The 14,837-nt window shown below is 63.1% G+C and carries 15 protein-coding genes; 11 read left to right on the top strand and 4 right to left on the bottom strand.

What is annotated here, in order from left to right:
* Positions 1-27 precede the first annotated feature (27 nt).
* From RHODMAR_RS00840 to RHODMAR_RS00815, 6 genes are all read left to right on the top strand, one after another.
* Complete coding sequence (locus RHODMAR_RS00840) at positions 28-423, top strand: hypothetical protein (RefSeq protein ID WP_042937399.1); 396 nt, start codon at positions 28-30, stop codon at positions 421-423.
* A gap of 84 nt (positions 424-507) precedes the next feature.
* Complete coding sequence (locus RHODMAR_RS00835; protein WP_008710209.1) at positions 508-1,170, top strand: DUF305 domain-containing protein; 663 nt, start codon at positions 508-510, stop codon at positions 1,168-1,170.
* A 111-nt stretch (positions 1,171-1,281) separates the two neighbouring features.
* Positions 1,282-2,589 (top strand): NAD(P)/FAD-dependent oxidoreductase, encoded by a 1,308-nt coding sequence (locus RHODMAR_RS00830; RefSeq protein ID WP_008710205.1) that lies wholly within the window; start codon positions 1,282-1,284, stop codon positions 2,587-2,589.
* 115 nt (positions 2,590-2,704) lie between these two features.
* Entirely contained in the window at positions 2,705-3,985 is a 1,281-nt protein-coding gene (locus RHODMAR_RS00825) for a hypothetical protein (protein ID WP_008710203.1), read from the top strand.
* 90 nt (positions 3,986-4,075) lie between these two features.
* Positions 4,076-5,128 carry an alpha/beta hydrolase gene (locus RHODMAR_RS00820; RefSeq protein WP_042937396.1) on the top strand — a complete coding sequence of 351 codons (1,053 nt, stop codon included), beginning with the start codon at positions 4,076-4,078 and terminating at the stop codon, positions 5,126-5,128.
* A 102-nt stretch (positions 5,129-5,230) separates the two neighbouring features.
* Positions 5,231-5,527, top strand: coding sequence for a hypothetical protein (locus tag RHODMAR_RS00815; protein ID WP_051047694.1), 297 nt, complete (start codon positions 5,231-5,233; stop codon positions 5,525-5,527).
* 51 nt (positions 5,528-5,578) lie between these two features.
* Here RHODMAR_RS00815 and RHODMAR_RS29525 read toward each other — a convergent pair whose 3' ends face one another.
* Together RHODMAR_RS29525 and RHODMAR_RS00805 are read right to left on the bottom strand one after the other, a co-directional pair.
* Complete coding sequence (locus tag RHODMAR_RS29525; RefSeq protein ID WP_008710198.1) at positions 5,579-6,181, bottom strand: CsbD family protein; 603 nt, start codon at positions 6,179-6,181, stop codon at positions 5,579-5,581.
* A 129-nt stretch (positions 6,182-6,310) separates the two neighbouring features.
* Positions 6,311-6,967, bottom strand: a complete 657-nt coding sequence (locus RHODMAR_RS00805; protein WP_008710196.1) for a TetR/AcrR family transcriptional regulator — start codon at positions 6,965-6,967, stop codon at positions 6,311-6,313.
* 144 nt (positions 6,968-7,111) lie between these two features.
* On the opposite strand from RHODMAR_RS00805, the gene RHODMAR_RS00800 reads away from it, so the two are divergent.
* The 5 genes from RHODMAR_RS00800 (at position 7,112) to RHODMAR_RS00780 (ending at position 12,752) form a co-directional block, all read left to right on the top strand.
* Positions 7,112-8,440 (top strand): lipase family protein, encoded by a 1,329-nt coding sequence (locus RHODMAR_RS00800; protein ID WP_008710194.1) that lies wholly within the window; start codon positions 7,112-7,114, stop codon positions 8,438-8,440.
* Between the two features lie 156 nt (positions 8,441-8,596).
* Positions 8,597-10,132: a flavin-containing monooxygenase gene (locus RHODMAR_RS00795; protein WP_232433533.1), complete on the top strand. Its 1,536-nt coding sequence runs from the start codon at positions 8,597-8,599 to the stop codon at positions 10,130-10,132.
* Positions 10,133-10,153: 21 nt separating this feature from the next.
* Positions 10,154-10,975, top strand: a complete 822-nt coding sequence (locus RHODMAR_RS00790; RefSeq protein ID WP_008710189.1) for an alpha/beta fold hydrolase — start codon at positions 10,154-10,156, stop codon at positions 10,973-10,975.
* Positions 10,972-11,700, top strand: coding sequence for a TetR/AcrR family transcriptional regulator (locus RHODMAR_RS00785; RefSeq protein ID WP_008710188.1), 729 nt, complete (start codon positions 10,972-10,974; stop codon positions 11,698-11,700). Before RHODMAR_RS00790 ends, RHODMAR_RS00785 begins: the two co-directional genes overlap by 4 nt.
* A 50-nt stretch (positions 11,701-11,750) precedes the next feature.
* On the top strand, positions 11,751-12,752 hold the full coding sequence (locus tag RHODMAR_RS00780; RefSeq protein WP_157225923.1) for a GGDEF domain-containing protein: 1,002 nt from the start codon (positions 11,751-11,753) through the stop codon (positions 12,750-12,752).
* 7 nt (positions 12,753-12,759) lie between these two features.
* Here RHODMAR_RS00780 and RHODMAR_RS00775 read toward each other — a convergent pair whose 3' ends face one another.
* Both RHODMAR_RS00775 and RHODMAR_RS00770 read right to left on the bottom strand, forming a co-directional pair.
* Positions 12,760-14,202 carry an ABC1 kinase family protein gene (locus RHODMAR_RS00775; protein ID WP_232433532.1) on the bottom strand — a complete coding sequence of 481 codons (1,443 nt, stop codon included), beginning with the start codon at positions 14,200-14,202 and terminating at the stop codon, positions 12,760-12,762.
* Positions 14,171-14,794, bottom strand: a complete 624-nt coding sequence (locus tag RHODMAR_RS00770; RefSeq protein ID WP_008710181.1) for a hypothetical protein — start codon at positions 14,792-14,794, stop codon at positions 14,171-14,173. Before RHODMAR_RS00770 ends, RHODMAR_RS00775 begins: the two co-directional genes overlap by 32 nt.
* Positions 14,795-14,837: the final 43 nt, after the last annotated feature.

Here is a 14,837-nt window from a genome sequence, read left to right as displayed (position 1 = left end):
GGGGGTATCACTGCTATCGTCGATGACATGCACTCAGTGGTTCGACACGGCCGCCGGGGTCATGTCGCAGCGAAGACAGTGCTGATTGCGCTGTCGATTTTCGGAGTGCTCCTGATGCATTCGGTGACACCGACGACCATGGTGAGCGGGGAACATGCCGCAATGGTGTCGATGTCCCACCACGAGAGCTCGATATCGGCGGGTGCCGTCGAGCCCATCTGTCCGTCGGCGCATCAGATGATGCATCCCTGCGCAGGCACCACGGTGTCGTGGCCTGCGCTGTCCGTACCTGCGACGAGCAGCGGCGTCGATGTCACGCTCGGCATCGCGGGCGGCATCGGCGGTCATGCCGAGTTCACCTCGGAGCGGGCGCCGCCTTGGACTCTCTGGGAGTTGGACAGATCGGTGACCTTGCGAGTGTGACAGGGAGACCGGTGGACGCACGTTCACCGGCGGATCGACAGACAGTTCATTCCCTCTGTTCGACACTCTTGCAAGGAAATTCACATGCGTACAAAACTGGTCGCTACGTTGGCTGTTGCCACCGTGAGCGCATTCCTCGTCGCCGGCTGCAGCGACACCCCATCGGATTCCGCGGATGCGGGGAACTCGCCCTCGTCGACCTCGGCCCAGTTCAACGATGCGGACGTGACGTTCGCGCGGGAAATGTATCCGCACCACGACCAGGCCGTCGAGATGGCGGCGATGGTCGAGGGTCGCACCGACAACGCCGACATTCGGACGTTGGCGTCATCGATCGAGGCCGCGCAACAGCCCGAGATGGATCAGATGACCGAGTGGCTCACCGAATGGGGCCAATCCGCACCCGAGTCCGATATGGGCGATATGGGCGGCATGGGTGAGTCGAACGGCATGGGCGATATGGGCGACATGGGTGAGTCGAACGGCATGGGCCAGATGGGCGAGATGGACCACAACTCGGCCGGCGGCATGATGTCCCGTCAGGACATGGATGGTTTGACCGCTCTGTCGGGTGCGGAGTTCGATCGAGCGTGGTTGACGATGATGATCGGCCATCACGCCGGCGCAATAGAGATGGCGAACGTCGAAATTGCGGACGGTTCCAACCCTGACGCACTGGAGATGGCCCGCAGCATCGTCGCTACCCAGCAGCAGGAGATCGACACGATGCAGAAGCTGCTCGGCTGACCTGGTTCCTGTCAGCGCGCATTTCAGCAGATCTACCCGTCGACCAACTCGAGTAGGGTGTGACCCGCGGGGAATCCATCCTCGCGGGTCGGTCCGAGGGAGAACGTTCAGATGGCACGTCCACGTGTTGTGGTGCTCGGCGGCGGATTCGGCGGACTCCATGCCGCGCGACGTCTGCGCAAAGAGGACGTCGATGTCACCGTGCTCGAGCGCGGCACCTCCCACGTTTTTCAGCCGTTGCTCTATCAGTGCGCCACCGGTTTGGTGTCCGAGGGCTCGATCGCCAGCCCGCTCCGACATCTGTTGCGTAAGCAGAAGAACGTGCACGTCGTGCTGGGTGAAGCGACGACGGTGACCGCCGACGGTGACGGGGGAGTGGTGACCGCGAGCCGCTTCGACGGGTCGACGTTCGAGCTGCCCTACGACTACCTCGTCGTCGCGGTAGGGATGCAGCAGGCGTATCACGGGCACGATGAATACGTGCAGTGGGCACCGGGGATGAAGACCCTCGACGATGCTCTCGCGATCAGGCGAAAGTTGATCTCCGCCTTCGAGATGGCCGAATCCCTCCCCACGCCCGAGGAGCGTCGCCCGTGGCTCACGTTCACCGTGGCAGGGGGCGGGCCGACGGGCGTCGAATTGGCCGGTCAGATAAGAGAACTCGCCACCAGAGCGCTGGCGAAGGAGTTCGATTCGATCCACCCGTCGGAAGCGCGCGTGCTACTTTTTCACGGCGGCGAGCGTGTGCTCGAATCCTTTTCGGATTCGCTGACCGACAAGGCGCAGCGCACCCTCGACGCCGTCGGCGTGGAAACCCATCTCGGTGTGCACGTCACCGATGTCACCGGAACCGATGTCGAGGTGACGGCGAAGGCCGAACCGAAGACCGTGACCCGCTACGACACTCGCACCGTGCTGTGGACGGCAGGCGTCGAGGCCGTCCCGTTCGTGAAACAGCTGGCCGACGCGATGGGCGTCGAACAGGACCGATCGGGACGTATCGCCGTGCAGCCCGACCTGTCGATTCCGGGACACCGCAACGTCTTCGTCGTCGGAGATATCATGTCGCTGAACAAACTTGCAGGCGTCGCGGAAGTGGCGATGCAGGGTGGGAAAGCAGCGGGCTCAGCGATCGCAGCCGATCTATCCGGTTCTGCGCGTTCGGATTTCAAGTACCGCGATCTCGGCACCGCGGCCTACATAGCCCGCGGGCACGCGCTGGTACAGGCCGGACCGCTGAAGATGTCCGGATTCCCCGGATGGGTGTCGTGGGGCGTCATCCACATCGCGTTCCTGGCCGGCAACCGCAATCGCATCGGGACGCTGATGAACTGGGCGGCAACCCTTGCCACCGGAACCCGACGCGAACGCGCCATCACCTACGGCGATCCGGAAAGTGCTCGCAAACCGTACAACTGAGCGGGCCCCACGGTTCACTGTCGTCGCTGATCGGCGGGAACCCGCCGCCGGACGACGATAGCGAACAATCAGGTGCGAATCAGCCGATGCCGGGGAACACCTCTAAGGTGAACTCGTGATTGCCGTGGATCGCTACGGGCCGGGTGTGGCAACGGTGTGCGGCGGATTCATTGCCGGGTATTCGATTCGGGAATCGCTCGGCTGGGATTCGTACTACATCGAGTCGTCGGGGAAATGGTTCGGGGCGTTCGTCACCGCGCAGTGGGCAGGCACGCTCGCCGTCATGTCCGCCGTGATCGTGTTGGCCGTCGTACAGTCTCGACGCTCCCCAGTGCTGGCGGCAGCGGCTGTGGTGTTCGGCTCGGTCATCGTGGCGTTGCCCTCGTTCGTGCCGATCGCGGCCAATCAGGCCGTCACCACCAACGCCATCGGGGCCGGTGTTCTGGTGGGCGTGTGCGGGCGCATCGCGGCCGGACGTCGAATTCCCTCGGCCGCGCTCGCGGTGGGTCTGCTGCGTTCGATGCTGTTCTACGGCGCGATCTCTGCACTGCGCCCACCGCGTATCGGGCGGTGGATGGATGGCTTGGGTCCGATGTACGTCGAATCCACGGTCCCTCTCGTTGTACTTCTCGCGACCGCGGTCGTTCTGGTGGTGGTGGTGCTGCGCGCACCCGCGGTTCGTTTCGAGGCGGCGGATGCGGTGGTCGTTCTGGTGCTCGCGTTCGTCTACCTGGTCGTCTACACCTATCTCGGCAATACGACGTCGACGGTGCGAATGTGGCTGTTCGCGGTGGTGATCGTGGCCGCGCTGACTTACGGTGGCGCAGTCGATCTGGACGGCCGAGACCGCCGGTACCTGATGCTGGGGTTGGCGATCGCCGCGTCCGGAGTCAATGCGTTGGGTTGGTCGCATGCGTCGTGGTGGGTGCTGATCATTGCCGCGTCGTTGTTCGTGGCAGCGGTAGCGGTGGGTCTGCGGCGAGACCTGTCCACCGCCGCGCTCGGGGTGTTGGCCGTGGTGACGGCCACCGGTCTTGTTCCGGTGGGGGAGAGCTCGGTCAATGTCGTTGGAACCGTTGTCTACTGCACCGTGTATCCCATTGCCCTCGGCGTGGCCGTCGGATCGATGCAGTCGGCGCGCACGGTGGCGTCGACCATCACGCCCCTCCTTCCCTTCGCGCTGACGTTGTTCTGGGTCTCGGCTCCGGTGCCGCCGCGAGAGTTCGGGTGGACGGACGGGACGCCCGATGACTACGTTCCTCCCGTTGTCTGGTTGTCTTCGCCGCTTCCCGTCGGTGTGGTGGTCGCGGTGATCGTCGTCGTGGGTTGCCTGTTCGTCATTCGCAGGGGCGAGCGCGAGCATCACGATCGCATCTCGTATTCGTCCGGTCCATAACGCTCGGGCGGTTTGCTCGAGGTAACGTCACCTCATCTTCGGCCGATGTAGGAACTCGACCGGGTTAACTCGACGAAAAGGTGAAACAGCGTGCCACGATCTCGACGACACGGCTTCCGGCGAATCGGTTCGGCTACGGCCGTCGCCCTCGCAGTGGCGATTCTTCCGACCGCGCTGATGACGCCCGTCGCGTCTGCGGACGAACTGCCTGCTACGACGACGCAGTCGAGCAACGGATCGCGGATCGAGTCGGTGAATACCCTCGACAACAAGCAGGTTCAGCTCGAGGTGTTCTCCGCGTCGATGAGCCGCACCATCCCGGTCACGGTGCAACTGCCCGCCGACGACAGCGTGTCTCGCCCGGTGCTGTACCTGCTCAACGGTGCAGGCGGCGGCGAGGATTCGGCTTCGTGGCAGTCGCAGACCGATGCCGAGGCATTTTTCGCCGACAAGAACGCCTTCGTCGTGACCCCGCAGAAGGGCAAGTGGTCGTACTACACCGACTGGTTGAAAGACGACCCGAAGCTCGGTACCAACAAGTGGAGCACCTTCCTCGGTGAAGAGCTGCCCCCGCTGATCGACGCCCAGTTCGACACCAACGGTCGTCAGTCGCTCGCCGCGCTGTCCATGACGGGTACCTCGGTCCTCAACATCGCGATCAAGTATCCGGGCAAGTTCACCGGCGTCGCGGCATACAGCGGTTGCGCTCAGACCTCCGACCCGATCGGCCAGCAGTTCGTCAAGCTCGTCGTCGAGACCTACGGCGGCGGCAACGTCGAAAACATGTGGGGACCGCTCGACGGACCGGTGTGGCGTGAGAACGACCCGCTGCTCAACGCAGAGAAGCTCCGCGGAACGCAGATCTACATGAGCACCGGCAGTGGCCTGCCCGGTGCACCGAACGACACGTTTGCCAACCCGCGCCTGGACAACGACCCGGCTGTCCTTGCCAACCAGGTCATCGTCGGCGGTGGCATCGAGGTCGCCACCAACTACTGCACGTCCAACCTGGCCAAGCGTCTCGACCAGCTCGGAATCCCCGCGACGGTGGACTTCCGGACCGTCGGTAACCACTCGTGGGGCTACTGGGAGGACGACCTGCACAAGTCCTGGCCGTTCCTGGCAGGGTCGCTCGGCCTCTGATCCTCGTACACGACTACGGCCCCTCGCACATCACGTGCGAGGGGCCGTTGTTCGTAGTCGGGGCAGGTGGATCGACGGTCCGATCGAACGTATGATCGAACGATGGCACGGCGCGCGCACCCTCGACCGCCGTCCGCCATGCGCCCCTTCAAGTTGCTCCGGCCACCGCTGAAGGTATGGATCGACCTCAACATCCTCTACCCACTGCCGCCCCACCACGCGTCGAAATTCAATCCCGAAGGATTCGATGTGCGACGCGTGGTGCCGGGCGATCTGGTCGAATGGTCCATCACCGTGGACGGAGACTGGCTGGGCCGCGTCACGTACGAGCTGATGTCGCGAGACCGCAGTGAAACCGTCACGCACTGGGTGCCCAGCCGTGCGCTCAAACCGCTGTAGAGACGCCGAAAGCCCCGCCTCGATCGAGGCGGGGCTTTTGTGTACTTACCTTCAGAAGCTGTGCTTGCGGGCCTTCTTGGCGAGTTTGCGGGTGGTGCGCTTCGAGGGCACGAACAGGTGCACGGCGCTGCGGCGACGGTTGCGTCGACGAATCAGCACGAATGCGACTGCGCCGGCGGCTGCTGCGATGGCTGCGATGACCGGAGTGCCGACCTTCGCGGCCTCGGCCACATCCTCGCTGTCGATGCGGGGAAATTTGTTCATGACGTCGTCGGCGACGGCAGAGGCCTTGTCGGCTGCCTTGTCGGCGACCTGGGAGGCCTTGTCCTTCACATCCTCGGCGTCGACGTTGCCGACCTTGTTCTCGATGGTCTCCTCGAGGTCTTCGGCCACGTCTTCGACCACGTCGGCGGCCTTCTCGGTGACGTCTGCGGCGGCGTGCTTGGCCTCCTTGGCGGCACCGGCTGCGGAGTCGGCGGCGCTCTCTGCGGCATCGGACACCTTGTCGGCGGCCTGGTGGGTGTTGGCCTTCGCCTGATCGGTGGCACCTTCGGCGCGAAGGCTGTCGTCACCGGTGACCTCGCCGGCCGTCTCCTTTGCAGTCCCGGCCAGTTCCTCTGCCTTGTGCTGAGCCTTGTCGGTGAAGTCGGCCATCGGTGCGTACCTCTTTCGTGTAGGTCGTCTCCGGGTACCCGGAGCTTGGGGCGTCAGATGCAACGCCGATAAGTATGAGTCGAATCGGCCGCTCCGAAACATACGTCCGACCGTGCGTGTTCTGGGTCACTACGTGGAGGCGGGTTCGGTGGTCGGTCGATCGGTGACCGCCGCGAGAGCGGCCTTGGTGAGTTCGACCAGGGTGTCGACATATGGGGTGAACGTCGAATCGGTGGAGTCCGAGAGCGCCCACTCCTGAGCAAAGATGTTGGCGGCACCGATGATCGCGAGAACGACCAGTCGATAGTTGCGGCCCGGCAATTCTCCGCGCGCCGCTGCAGCTTCCGCGAGCGCGCCGAACATCTCGACGATCACCTCTCGCTGGTGAATCCGCCACAGCTCGATATCGGTGCTGACGCCGACGACTTCGACGTAGCAGACCCGGGCCGCCATGCGGGTACGGCAGGTCACGGCGAGGTACGCACGAATAGCCGTCTCGATCGATGCCGAAGCCGACTGCCGCCCGTCGTCGGTCAGGGCTTCTCTCGCCGCGCGCTCGCCCTCCTCGTTCATGGTGGTGACGATCTTCTTCAGTAGCTCCGAGCGGCTTCCGATTTCGCGATAGAAGTGTCGAGTGGACACGTTCGATCCGGAGCAGAGCATGCCGATGGTCGTCGCGGCGTATCCGTGCGTGCCGAACAGAGTGACCGCAGTGTCCATCAGTCGGACGATGCGTTCGGAGGACCGCTCCTGCGGAGACCGGCCTGCATATTTCCTCTCGGACACGAGTCGAGCCTACTGACCGGCGTCGAAGGCAGTTTGGGTGATGTCACAAAAGCGAAAATATGTATTGCCACTTTGATGTGGCGCGGCTTACAGTCAGGCCGGCGCGCAGTCCTGCACGCATGGACGACCGGACGGCAACGAACCATGTACCGAATCAAGCGGGCCGCGATAGTTGCAGTGGTAGTGACTGCCGTCGTGATGAGTGGGGCCGGCGTCGCAGCGGCGAATCCCGGTTTCCCGCCGTCGTTTCCTCTCGGTCAGAATCAGCTGCCCCAATTGCCGACCGAGCCGCAGATCTACGACGTACTGCCGATTTCGGTACCCGACCAGGACTCGTGGTACGACGACCCGTCGGGCATCGGCGACTACGCACCCGGTCAGATCGTGCGGTCGCGAGAAGTGCAGACCCGATTACTAGGAATTCCGTTTCCCGTCTACACCCGCCAATTGCTGTACCGCAGCACCGACGTGCACGGCGGTCCGATCGTGACGGCCACCTCGGTCATCGTCCCCGGGATTCCGTGGGTCGGTGGACCCCGCCCGGTGGTGTCGTATCAGGAGGCGATCGATGCCACGGATTCGTCGTGCAATCCCTCGCATACTCTGCAGGTCGGCACCATGAAGGAATCGGCGCTGCTGGCCGGGTGGCTGGCGCAGGGTTTCGCTGTAAACATGCCGGACTTCGACGGAAAGTTCAACACCTTCAACACGTTCGACGAAGGCAACATGGTTCTCGACAGCCTGCGGGCAGTCAAGAATGACCCCTCGCTCGGGCTCACCGATTCGCGCTTCGCCCTCTACGGGTACTCGGGCGGCGGCTCGGCCTCGATCCGCGCCGCCGAACGGCGGCAGTCCTACGCGCCCGATGTGGAACTGGTCGGCACTGCCTTCGGTGGCACTCCCGCCGATCTCACCGAAATAGCCAGGTACGCACTGTATCCACGACCGGGCGTCACCGGAATCTCGTCGTTCCTGATGTGGCTCGGTCTCGCGGCCCTGTCTCGCGAATATCCCGAAGAGTTCGACACCGCCGATCTGCTCACCACGGAAAGTCGGCAGATTGTGCAGGACCTGCGGAGTAGATGTGTGTACACCGCCGCCCTGACCGGGATGTACCGACCGATGAGCGAATACTTTCAACCCGGAAAGTCGATCGAGACCCAGCCGGGAATCATGAGAGTGCTCGCCGACAACAGCTTGGGCAAGGCGATCCCGGACAGTCCGCTGCTGTGGTGGCACGGCGTGTGGGACGAATTGGTCCCGCCATCGGGAGTGCTCCCCACCGTCCAGAAATACTGGGACGGCGGTGCCGATCTGCGCTTCTACACCACCGCCCCCGAGCACATCACCGCTGTGACTGTCAGCTATCCGCCTGCGCTCGCGTGGATCTCGGCGGTGCTGCGTGGTCTTCCTCCGGGCCCGAAAATCAAGGCCGACTTCGCGCCGTTGCCCGCAGACTTCCCAGGTAGCTGATGGTCATTCGGTCGACGGCTGACGCGTCGAGTGCCATTGCTGAACGGTGACATTGACATCACCATTCAGCAATGGCACATTATTCGGTGTTAGTCGCGGTTTCGCTGGACATTCGGCCGAACCTCGATGGTGTTCGGCGAGACAGCGAGGCGTGGCGTGAAGAAGAGCACAGGTCGATGGCCAGAGGTCGACGGTTCTGCCGACAACTTCAAGGACGTTCTCATCGTCGGGGCCGGGATTTCGGGCGTCGGAGCGGCGTACCGCTTGCAGCAGATGGCACCGGAGCTCAGCTACGCCATCCTGGAAGGTCGTGAGCGAGCCGGCGGTACCTGGGATCTGTTCCGGTATCCCGGAATTCGTTCGGACAGCGACATCTTCACTTTCTCGTTCCCGCACACGCCGTGGCAGGGTGACACTCTGCTCGCCCATGGCGAGGACATCCGCAACTACATCGTCGATACCGCCTACGCCAACGGCATCGACGAACACACTCACTTCTCGACCTCGGTCATCTCGGCGAACTGGGATTCGTCGACGGATCTGTGGACAGTCGAGTCGCTTTCGGGCGGCGTTCCGCGGACCTACCGCAGCCGTTTCGTATTCCTGTGCACCGGCTACTTCGACTATTCGGGTGGGTATACCCCCGACCTGCCCGGGGCGGACGAGTTCACCGGGCAGATCGTGCATCCCCAGCAGTGGCCCGAGAGTCTCGACCACTCCGGCAAGAAGGTCGTCGTGATCGGAAGTGGTGCAACCGCCATCACGTTGGTGCCCTCGCTCGCGGCTGACGCCGCGTCGGTGACGATGCTGCAGCGTTCGCCGACCTACATCGCCTCGCTGCCGATGACGGATCCGTTCACCACGATCACGCAGCGGGTACTACCGGACGCGATTGCCCACAGTGCGCTGCGATGGCGCAACGCACTGTTGATGGTCGGTTCGTATCAGCTGTGCCGTCGCGCACCGAAAACCGCTCGCCGGGTTTTCCGGGCGATGACGAAAGCCCAACTGCCGCGAGGGTACGACGTCGACAAGCACTTCAACCCAACCTATAACCCGTGGGACCAACGGCTGTGTGTCGTGCCAGACGGCGATCTTTTCAAGGCCATTCGATCGCGGCGCGCGACCGTGGTGACCGACCGGATCGCCAGGGTGACCGCCGACGGCATCACCCTGGAATCCGGTGACGAGATCGAAGCCGACATCATCGTCACCGCAACGGGATTGAAGCTCCAAGCATTCGGCGGCATCGAACTGTCCCTGGACGGGCAGCCGTTCGGAGTGCACGACAAGTTCGTCTACAAGGGCCACATGCTCGAAGACGTGCCCAACGTCGCCTGGTGCATCGGGTACACGAATGCGTCGTGGACACTCAAAGCCGACATGACGGCTCAGGCTGTGGCAAAGCTGCTTCTGTACATGCGATCTCACGGCTACACCCACGCGATTCCGGACCGGGCGGGTAAACCGGTGGAATCTCGCCCAGTAGTGAACCTCGCGTCGGGATACGTCACCCGGTCCCTCGACGAGCTACCGAAATCGGGGACCGAACGTCCCTGGTCGGTTCGACAGAACTATATTCTCGACAGAATCGACGCGCGGTTCGACGATCTCACGGAATCGATGACGTTCGGGCGGACTGTGCCTACGAGGGTGGTCGGCCCCGAGGCAGTAGACGTTCGCTCCGCGTAGACCAGAAGAGATTGGATCGCAATGACTTTCGAAATCGACGGCTCCGGGCTCGCGCACACCATCCGCGGTGAGGGGCCCACCTTGGTGCTGATCCACGGAATAGTTCATCGCCAACATGCCTGGGACAGCGTCGTCGAGGCGCTGGCGCGTCACCGGCGCGTGGTGACGGTGGACCTGCCGGGCCACGGCGATTCTCCGGACCTCCCCACCGAAGAATTCGACCTCGGCCCGTGGATAGTCGCGGAGTTGGAGCGATTTCTCGAGCACGTGTCCGTGGACGGCGAGAAACCGCACGTGGCCGGGAATTCCTTGGGTGGATACTTCGCACTCGAACTCGCTGCCCGCGGGGCGGTCGCCTCTGCCACCGCGCTCTCTCCGGCGGGTTTCTTTCGCGGACAATGGGATCAGACGCGTGCGCTACTGGTGTTTCGTCTACTGCGAGCATTGTCCCGAGTCATCAGTCCGATCGCACCGGCCGTGATGCGTTCGGTCGTGGGCCGCACGATCGCCAACGGAGTCTTCTACGCCAAGCCGTGGCGAGTTCCCGCGGCAACCGCGACCATCGACGCGCTCAGCATTACCACCAATCGTGCCATCGACGCAGCTGGTAACGCAGTGCCGCGCTTCAGCATCCCGGTCGACGAGGACGTTCCTATCACCGTCGCGTGGGGGCGTCGCGATTGGGTACTGCCGGTGTATCAGGCACCGTTGGTGCGCAAAATCTTTCCGCAGGCGGAGGTTCGAACGTATCCGGGACTCGGGCACGTGCCGATGTCGGACGATCCGGAGCTGGTGGCGTCGATTCTGTTGAGGGGATCGCGAACCGTCTCACAGTCGGCGTGAGTGCAACGGAAAAGGTCGACGGGCGCAGTCATCGGTGGCGCGATCACAGGGTCGCCCGTCGGCGCGAACTGCTCGACTGCACTCTGGCAGCGATTCGTCGGCAAGGACACGACATCAGTCTCGATGAGATCGCCTCGTCGAACGGTGTCTCGAAAACCGTGTTGTACAAGCACTTCACCGACAAGAAGGGCCTCACTGACGCCGCTATGGCGCGATACGTCGAGACGGCGTTGGTGCCTCGAATCCAAGACGCGATTTCCGAGGATCTCGACGAGTACGCCCTCACCCGGGCGGTGATCACCGCCTACGTCACGACGGTCGACACCGATCCCGAGATCTACATCTACGTTCATTCCAACAATGCGGTCGGTGGCAACCAGGACATCATCACCGCGTCGGAGGAGCTGATCGCAGAGTTGCTGGCCACTGTCATCGGCGAAAGATTTCGAGAGCGGGAGTTCTCGACGGAGGGCTCGATCCCGATCGCATTCGCCATGATCGGTGCGGTCCGATTGGCGGCACACTGGTGGATCTTCGACAGGACAATGACGGCCGACGAGCTCATCGACTACCTCACCATGATGGTGTGGGGTGGAATCGCGGGAATTGCGCGTGCGGCGGGATCGGTCGTGGCCTTCGGCTCGGAGCCTCACTCGTTGACGCTCGAGGGCCCCGGCATGGCGAGTTCGCGAGCCACTCACGGCTCCGTGAACTGCGAGATGTGAGCTTGGTCATGCGCTTTCAACAGATACGGGCGACGTTCGGGGTAGGCCTGATGACAGTCGGTTTCGCTGCCGTGGTGGCGGCGACGTTGCGCGCAGGGGACCCATTCTCTCTGCTCAGCGGTATGCAGTGGATCGCCGTTGCAGTAGGGGCAGGAGCCGTAGGCCTGGGGTGTTGGTGGATTCTGCGTCCGAACACACCGTGGTTCGCGTCACGCGAATGCATTTGGGTAGCCGACATCATGCTCACCGTTTTCGTACTCAGCTTCGAGTCGGCGGTAGCCGCCATGCCGCTGCTGTTCTTGTTCGCGGTCATCGGTTGCTACGCAGGCAGCGTTCATACCCTGACTGTGTATCTCGCGCATCAGGGTTGGGTATTGATGAGCTCCTGCATTCTGATCGTCCGCGCGCTGGCATCACCGCAGCAGTCGACGGCAACGGTCTCGGTCTTCGCAGCAGTACTCGTCTCGGCTCTGCTGCTCGCTCCGACCATTACGCAGCTATCGGTGTTCGAGCTCCGCGAAGCGGCCGCCTCGGCAAACTACGATTCTCTCACCGGCCTGCTCAACAGACGCGGTCTGTACGGCCGTGCGTCAGCTGTGGCCCGAATGGCACGACTGTCACGAACAGCGATCAGCGTGATCGTGTTCGACATCGATGCTTTCAAAACGATCAACGACAGGTTCGGCCATGCTGCGGGGGATCTCGTTCTCGAAGCCGTCGCCCGCAGTTTGGTCGACTGTTTTCCCGAGCCTGCGGCCGTGGCGCGGACTGGGGGAGAAGAGTTTGCGGTACTCGTCCCCGCGAGAGCGAACATCACCGAGGAGCGATCCGCCGAATTCACTGCCGTTGCTGCCCATTCGGCGGGGCTGGCCCTGCATGGTGTGGCCGACGTCGCGGTAACCCTGAGCTTCGGTATATCGGAATACGAGCCTGCCTCCGGTGATTCGGAGCCGGCGACCGACGACTGGCTCCCGTCGATTCTCGCGCGAGCAGACGAGCTCATGTATTTGTCGAAGCGCGCTGGTGGAAACAGAGGTACGACCGACCTCTGAAGCCGGCTCAGTCGGGAAGCGTGATGTTTCGTGCAAGGGCGGCGGCGGCCACTTCCACCGGAAGAATGTTCTTGAACAAGAACAGGTCTTGGCCGAGTATCCACTCGGGAGCCAGTGTGGCCGAGTATCTTTCGAAGTACCCCAGCTGCTTCCCGAACAACACCAGTTCCTCCGGCGTCGAGACCCCCCAGCGCTTTCCGGTCTCCACCAGAGAAGCGACCAGCTTGCTGAGGTCCATCCGGGCGGCTCCTCGGCCCAGAATCGGCTCGAACAGCTTCCGCAGCTGCAGGCCGATCAGTTTGTCGCCCAATGTGGTTCCCTGGGTGACGCCGAGCAGGCGGATGCGTCGCGCAGCTTCGGTGTAGTTGCCGTCGAACAAGGACGCCCGAAACATCTCGCGCAGCACGACGCGCCACTCCTCTGGCAACTCCCCGACGATCCCGAAGTCCAGAAATCCCACCCGACCGTCGTCCAGTGACCACAGATTGCCCGCATGCACGTCGCCGTGGAACGGGCCGTGCAGCACAACGGCTTCCAACCACACCTTCACCCCCCGACGGAGTTGAAGCTCGGAGTCGATCCCTACAAGATCGCCCGGTGTGATGCGGCCGACCGGCGTTCCGTGAACTCGTTCCATACAGATCACCCGGGGTCCGCAATGGCTCCAGTAGATCTCCGGGACCATCACACCGGAGTTGTCCCCGAACGCGTACAGATTGTCGCGAAAGTGCTCCTGCCGCAGTGCTTCGGCTGCACTGTTGAGTTCGAGGGCGGTCAGGTCGTTGAGTTCACGCACGATGACCGTCGCATTGGCGATACGGAAGAACTCGAAGAATCTCTCCAGCAACGAGGCTCCGGCGAACGCCACCCGGAGATCGACGCGCATGTGCCGTCGGATCTCGGGACGCTGGACTTTGACCACAGCCTTTCGGCCGTCCAGCAATACGCAGGCATGGACCTGCGCAACCGACGCCGCAGACAACGGCACGTCCTCGAACGAGTCGAACAGATCCTCGATCTTGCCGCCCAGGTCGCGCTCGATCGCGCGGCGGGCCCTGCGTGCCGAAACGGGAGGAACCCGATCGAGCAATCGCAAACACGCGTCGGCCAGAACCGGAGGAAACACCCCGGGCGACGACGCCATGAGCTGGCCCAACTTGACGAATGTCGGCCCCAGCGCCTCGAATCCCTTCACCACTCCTTCGGCAAGGGCCACCGAGAACCGGCGTCGTTTGCGGAGCCAGAAGATCGGCCAACGGACAATGGCAATGACTGCGGCCGCAACCAGCACGACGGTGATCCAGATCGCGCGGCCCAGCTCTTCGAGTCCGAATCGCGTGATGTCCGGATACTCGATCTCGAGTGCCTCGGGCGGCGGCCCGTCCGGATAGGGACCCGTGGAGGACGCGTAGTCGGTATCACCGCGCGGCACTGGGATTGGCGACGTCACTGGTCAACCACCTACCGTCTTCCTGCTTTTCGAGTGTCATCACCACGGCATTCACCGCCTGGCGTGGTTCGGTGACGGTCGCATTCGATGCCGTCTGATCGATGATAACCAATACTTCCACCTGGTCGATGGCGGTGGATTCGGCAGCGATATCGAGTACCTGCGCTGTCGATGTTGCGCCGGCCTCCACGAGAGTCGCTTGCAGATCACTACTGGTCTCGGCAAACGTTTCGGCCAATGACCCTGTTGCACCGGACAATACGTTCTCCACATAGGTGTCGAAACTATCCGCGCTGTAGGTGAACAGGGTGACCGCAAAGGTGCGAGCAGTATCGACGGCCTCGGTGCGGGAGGTGTCCAAGGATCGCCGGTGTTCGAGCTGATATGCGAACACTCCGGCAACGACGATTGCGCCGATCAACGCCGCCGCGAGAGCGGACACCAACGCGGACGGCCGTCGGCGTAGGCGCTTCGGAGACCGAGGTGAGTCGGCAGGTTCGGGTAACTCTGCCGCGGGCTCTGTTTCGGGCAAGTCGACGGGCTTGTCCACCTCGTCGTCGGTTGTCGGTTCGTCGGTTTTCAGGTCGGTCATCTCGGCTCCTTCGTGGCGAAGACTGGGATCGGTTGTGCGCCCG

Source organism: Rhodococcus sp. AW25M09, from assembly GCF_000333955.1.
Lineage (GTDB): Bacteria > Actinomycetota > Actinomycetes > Mycobacteriales > Mycobacteriaceae > Rhodococcoides.
This window is presented reverse-complemented; position numbering and strand designations above follow the sequence as displayed.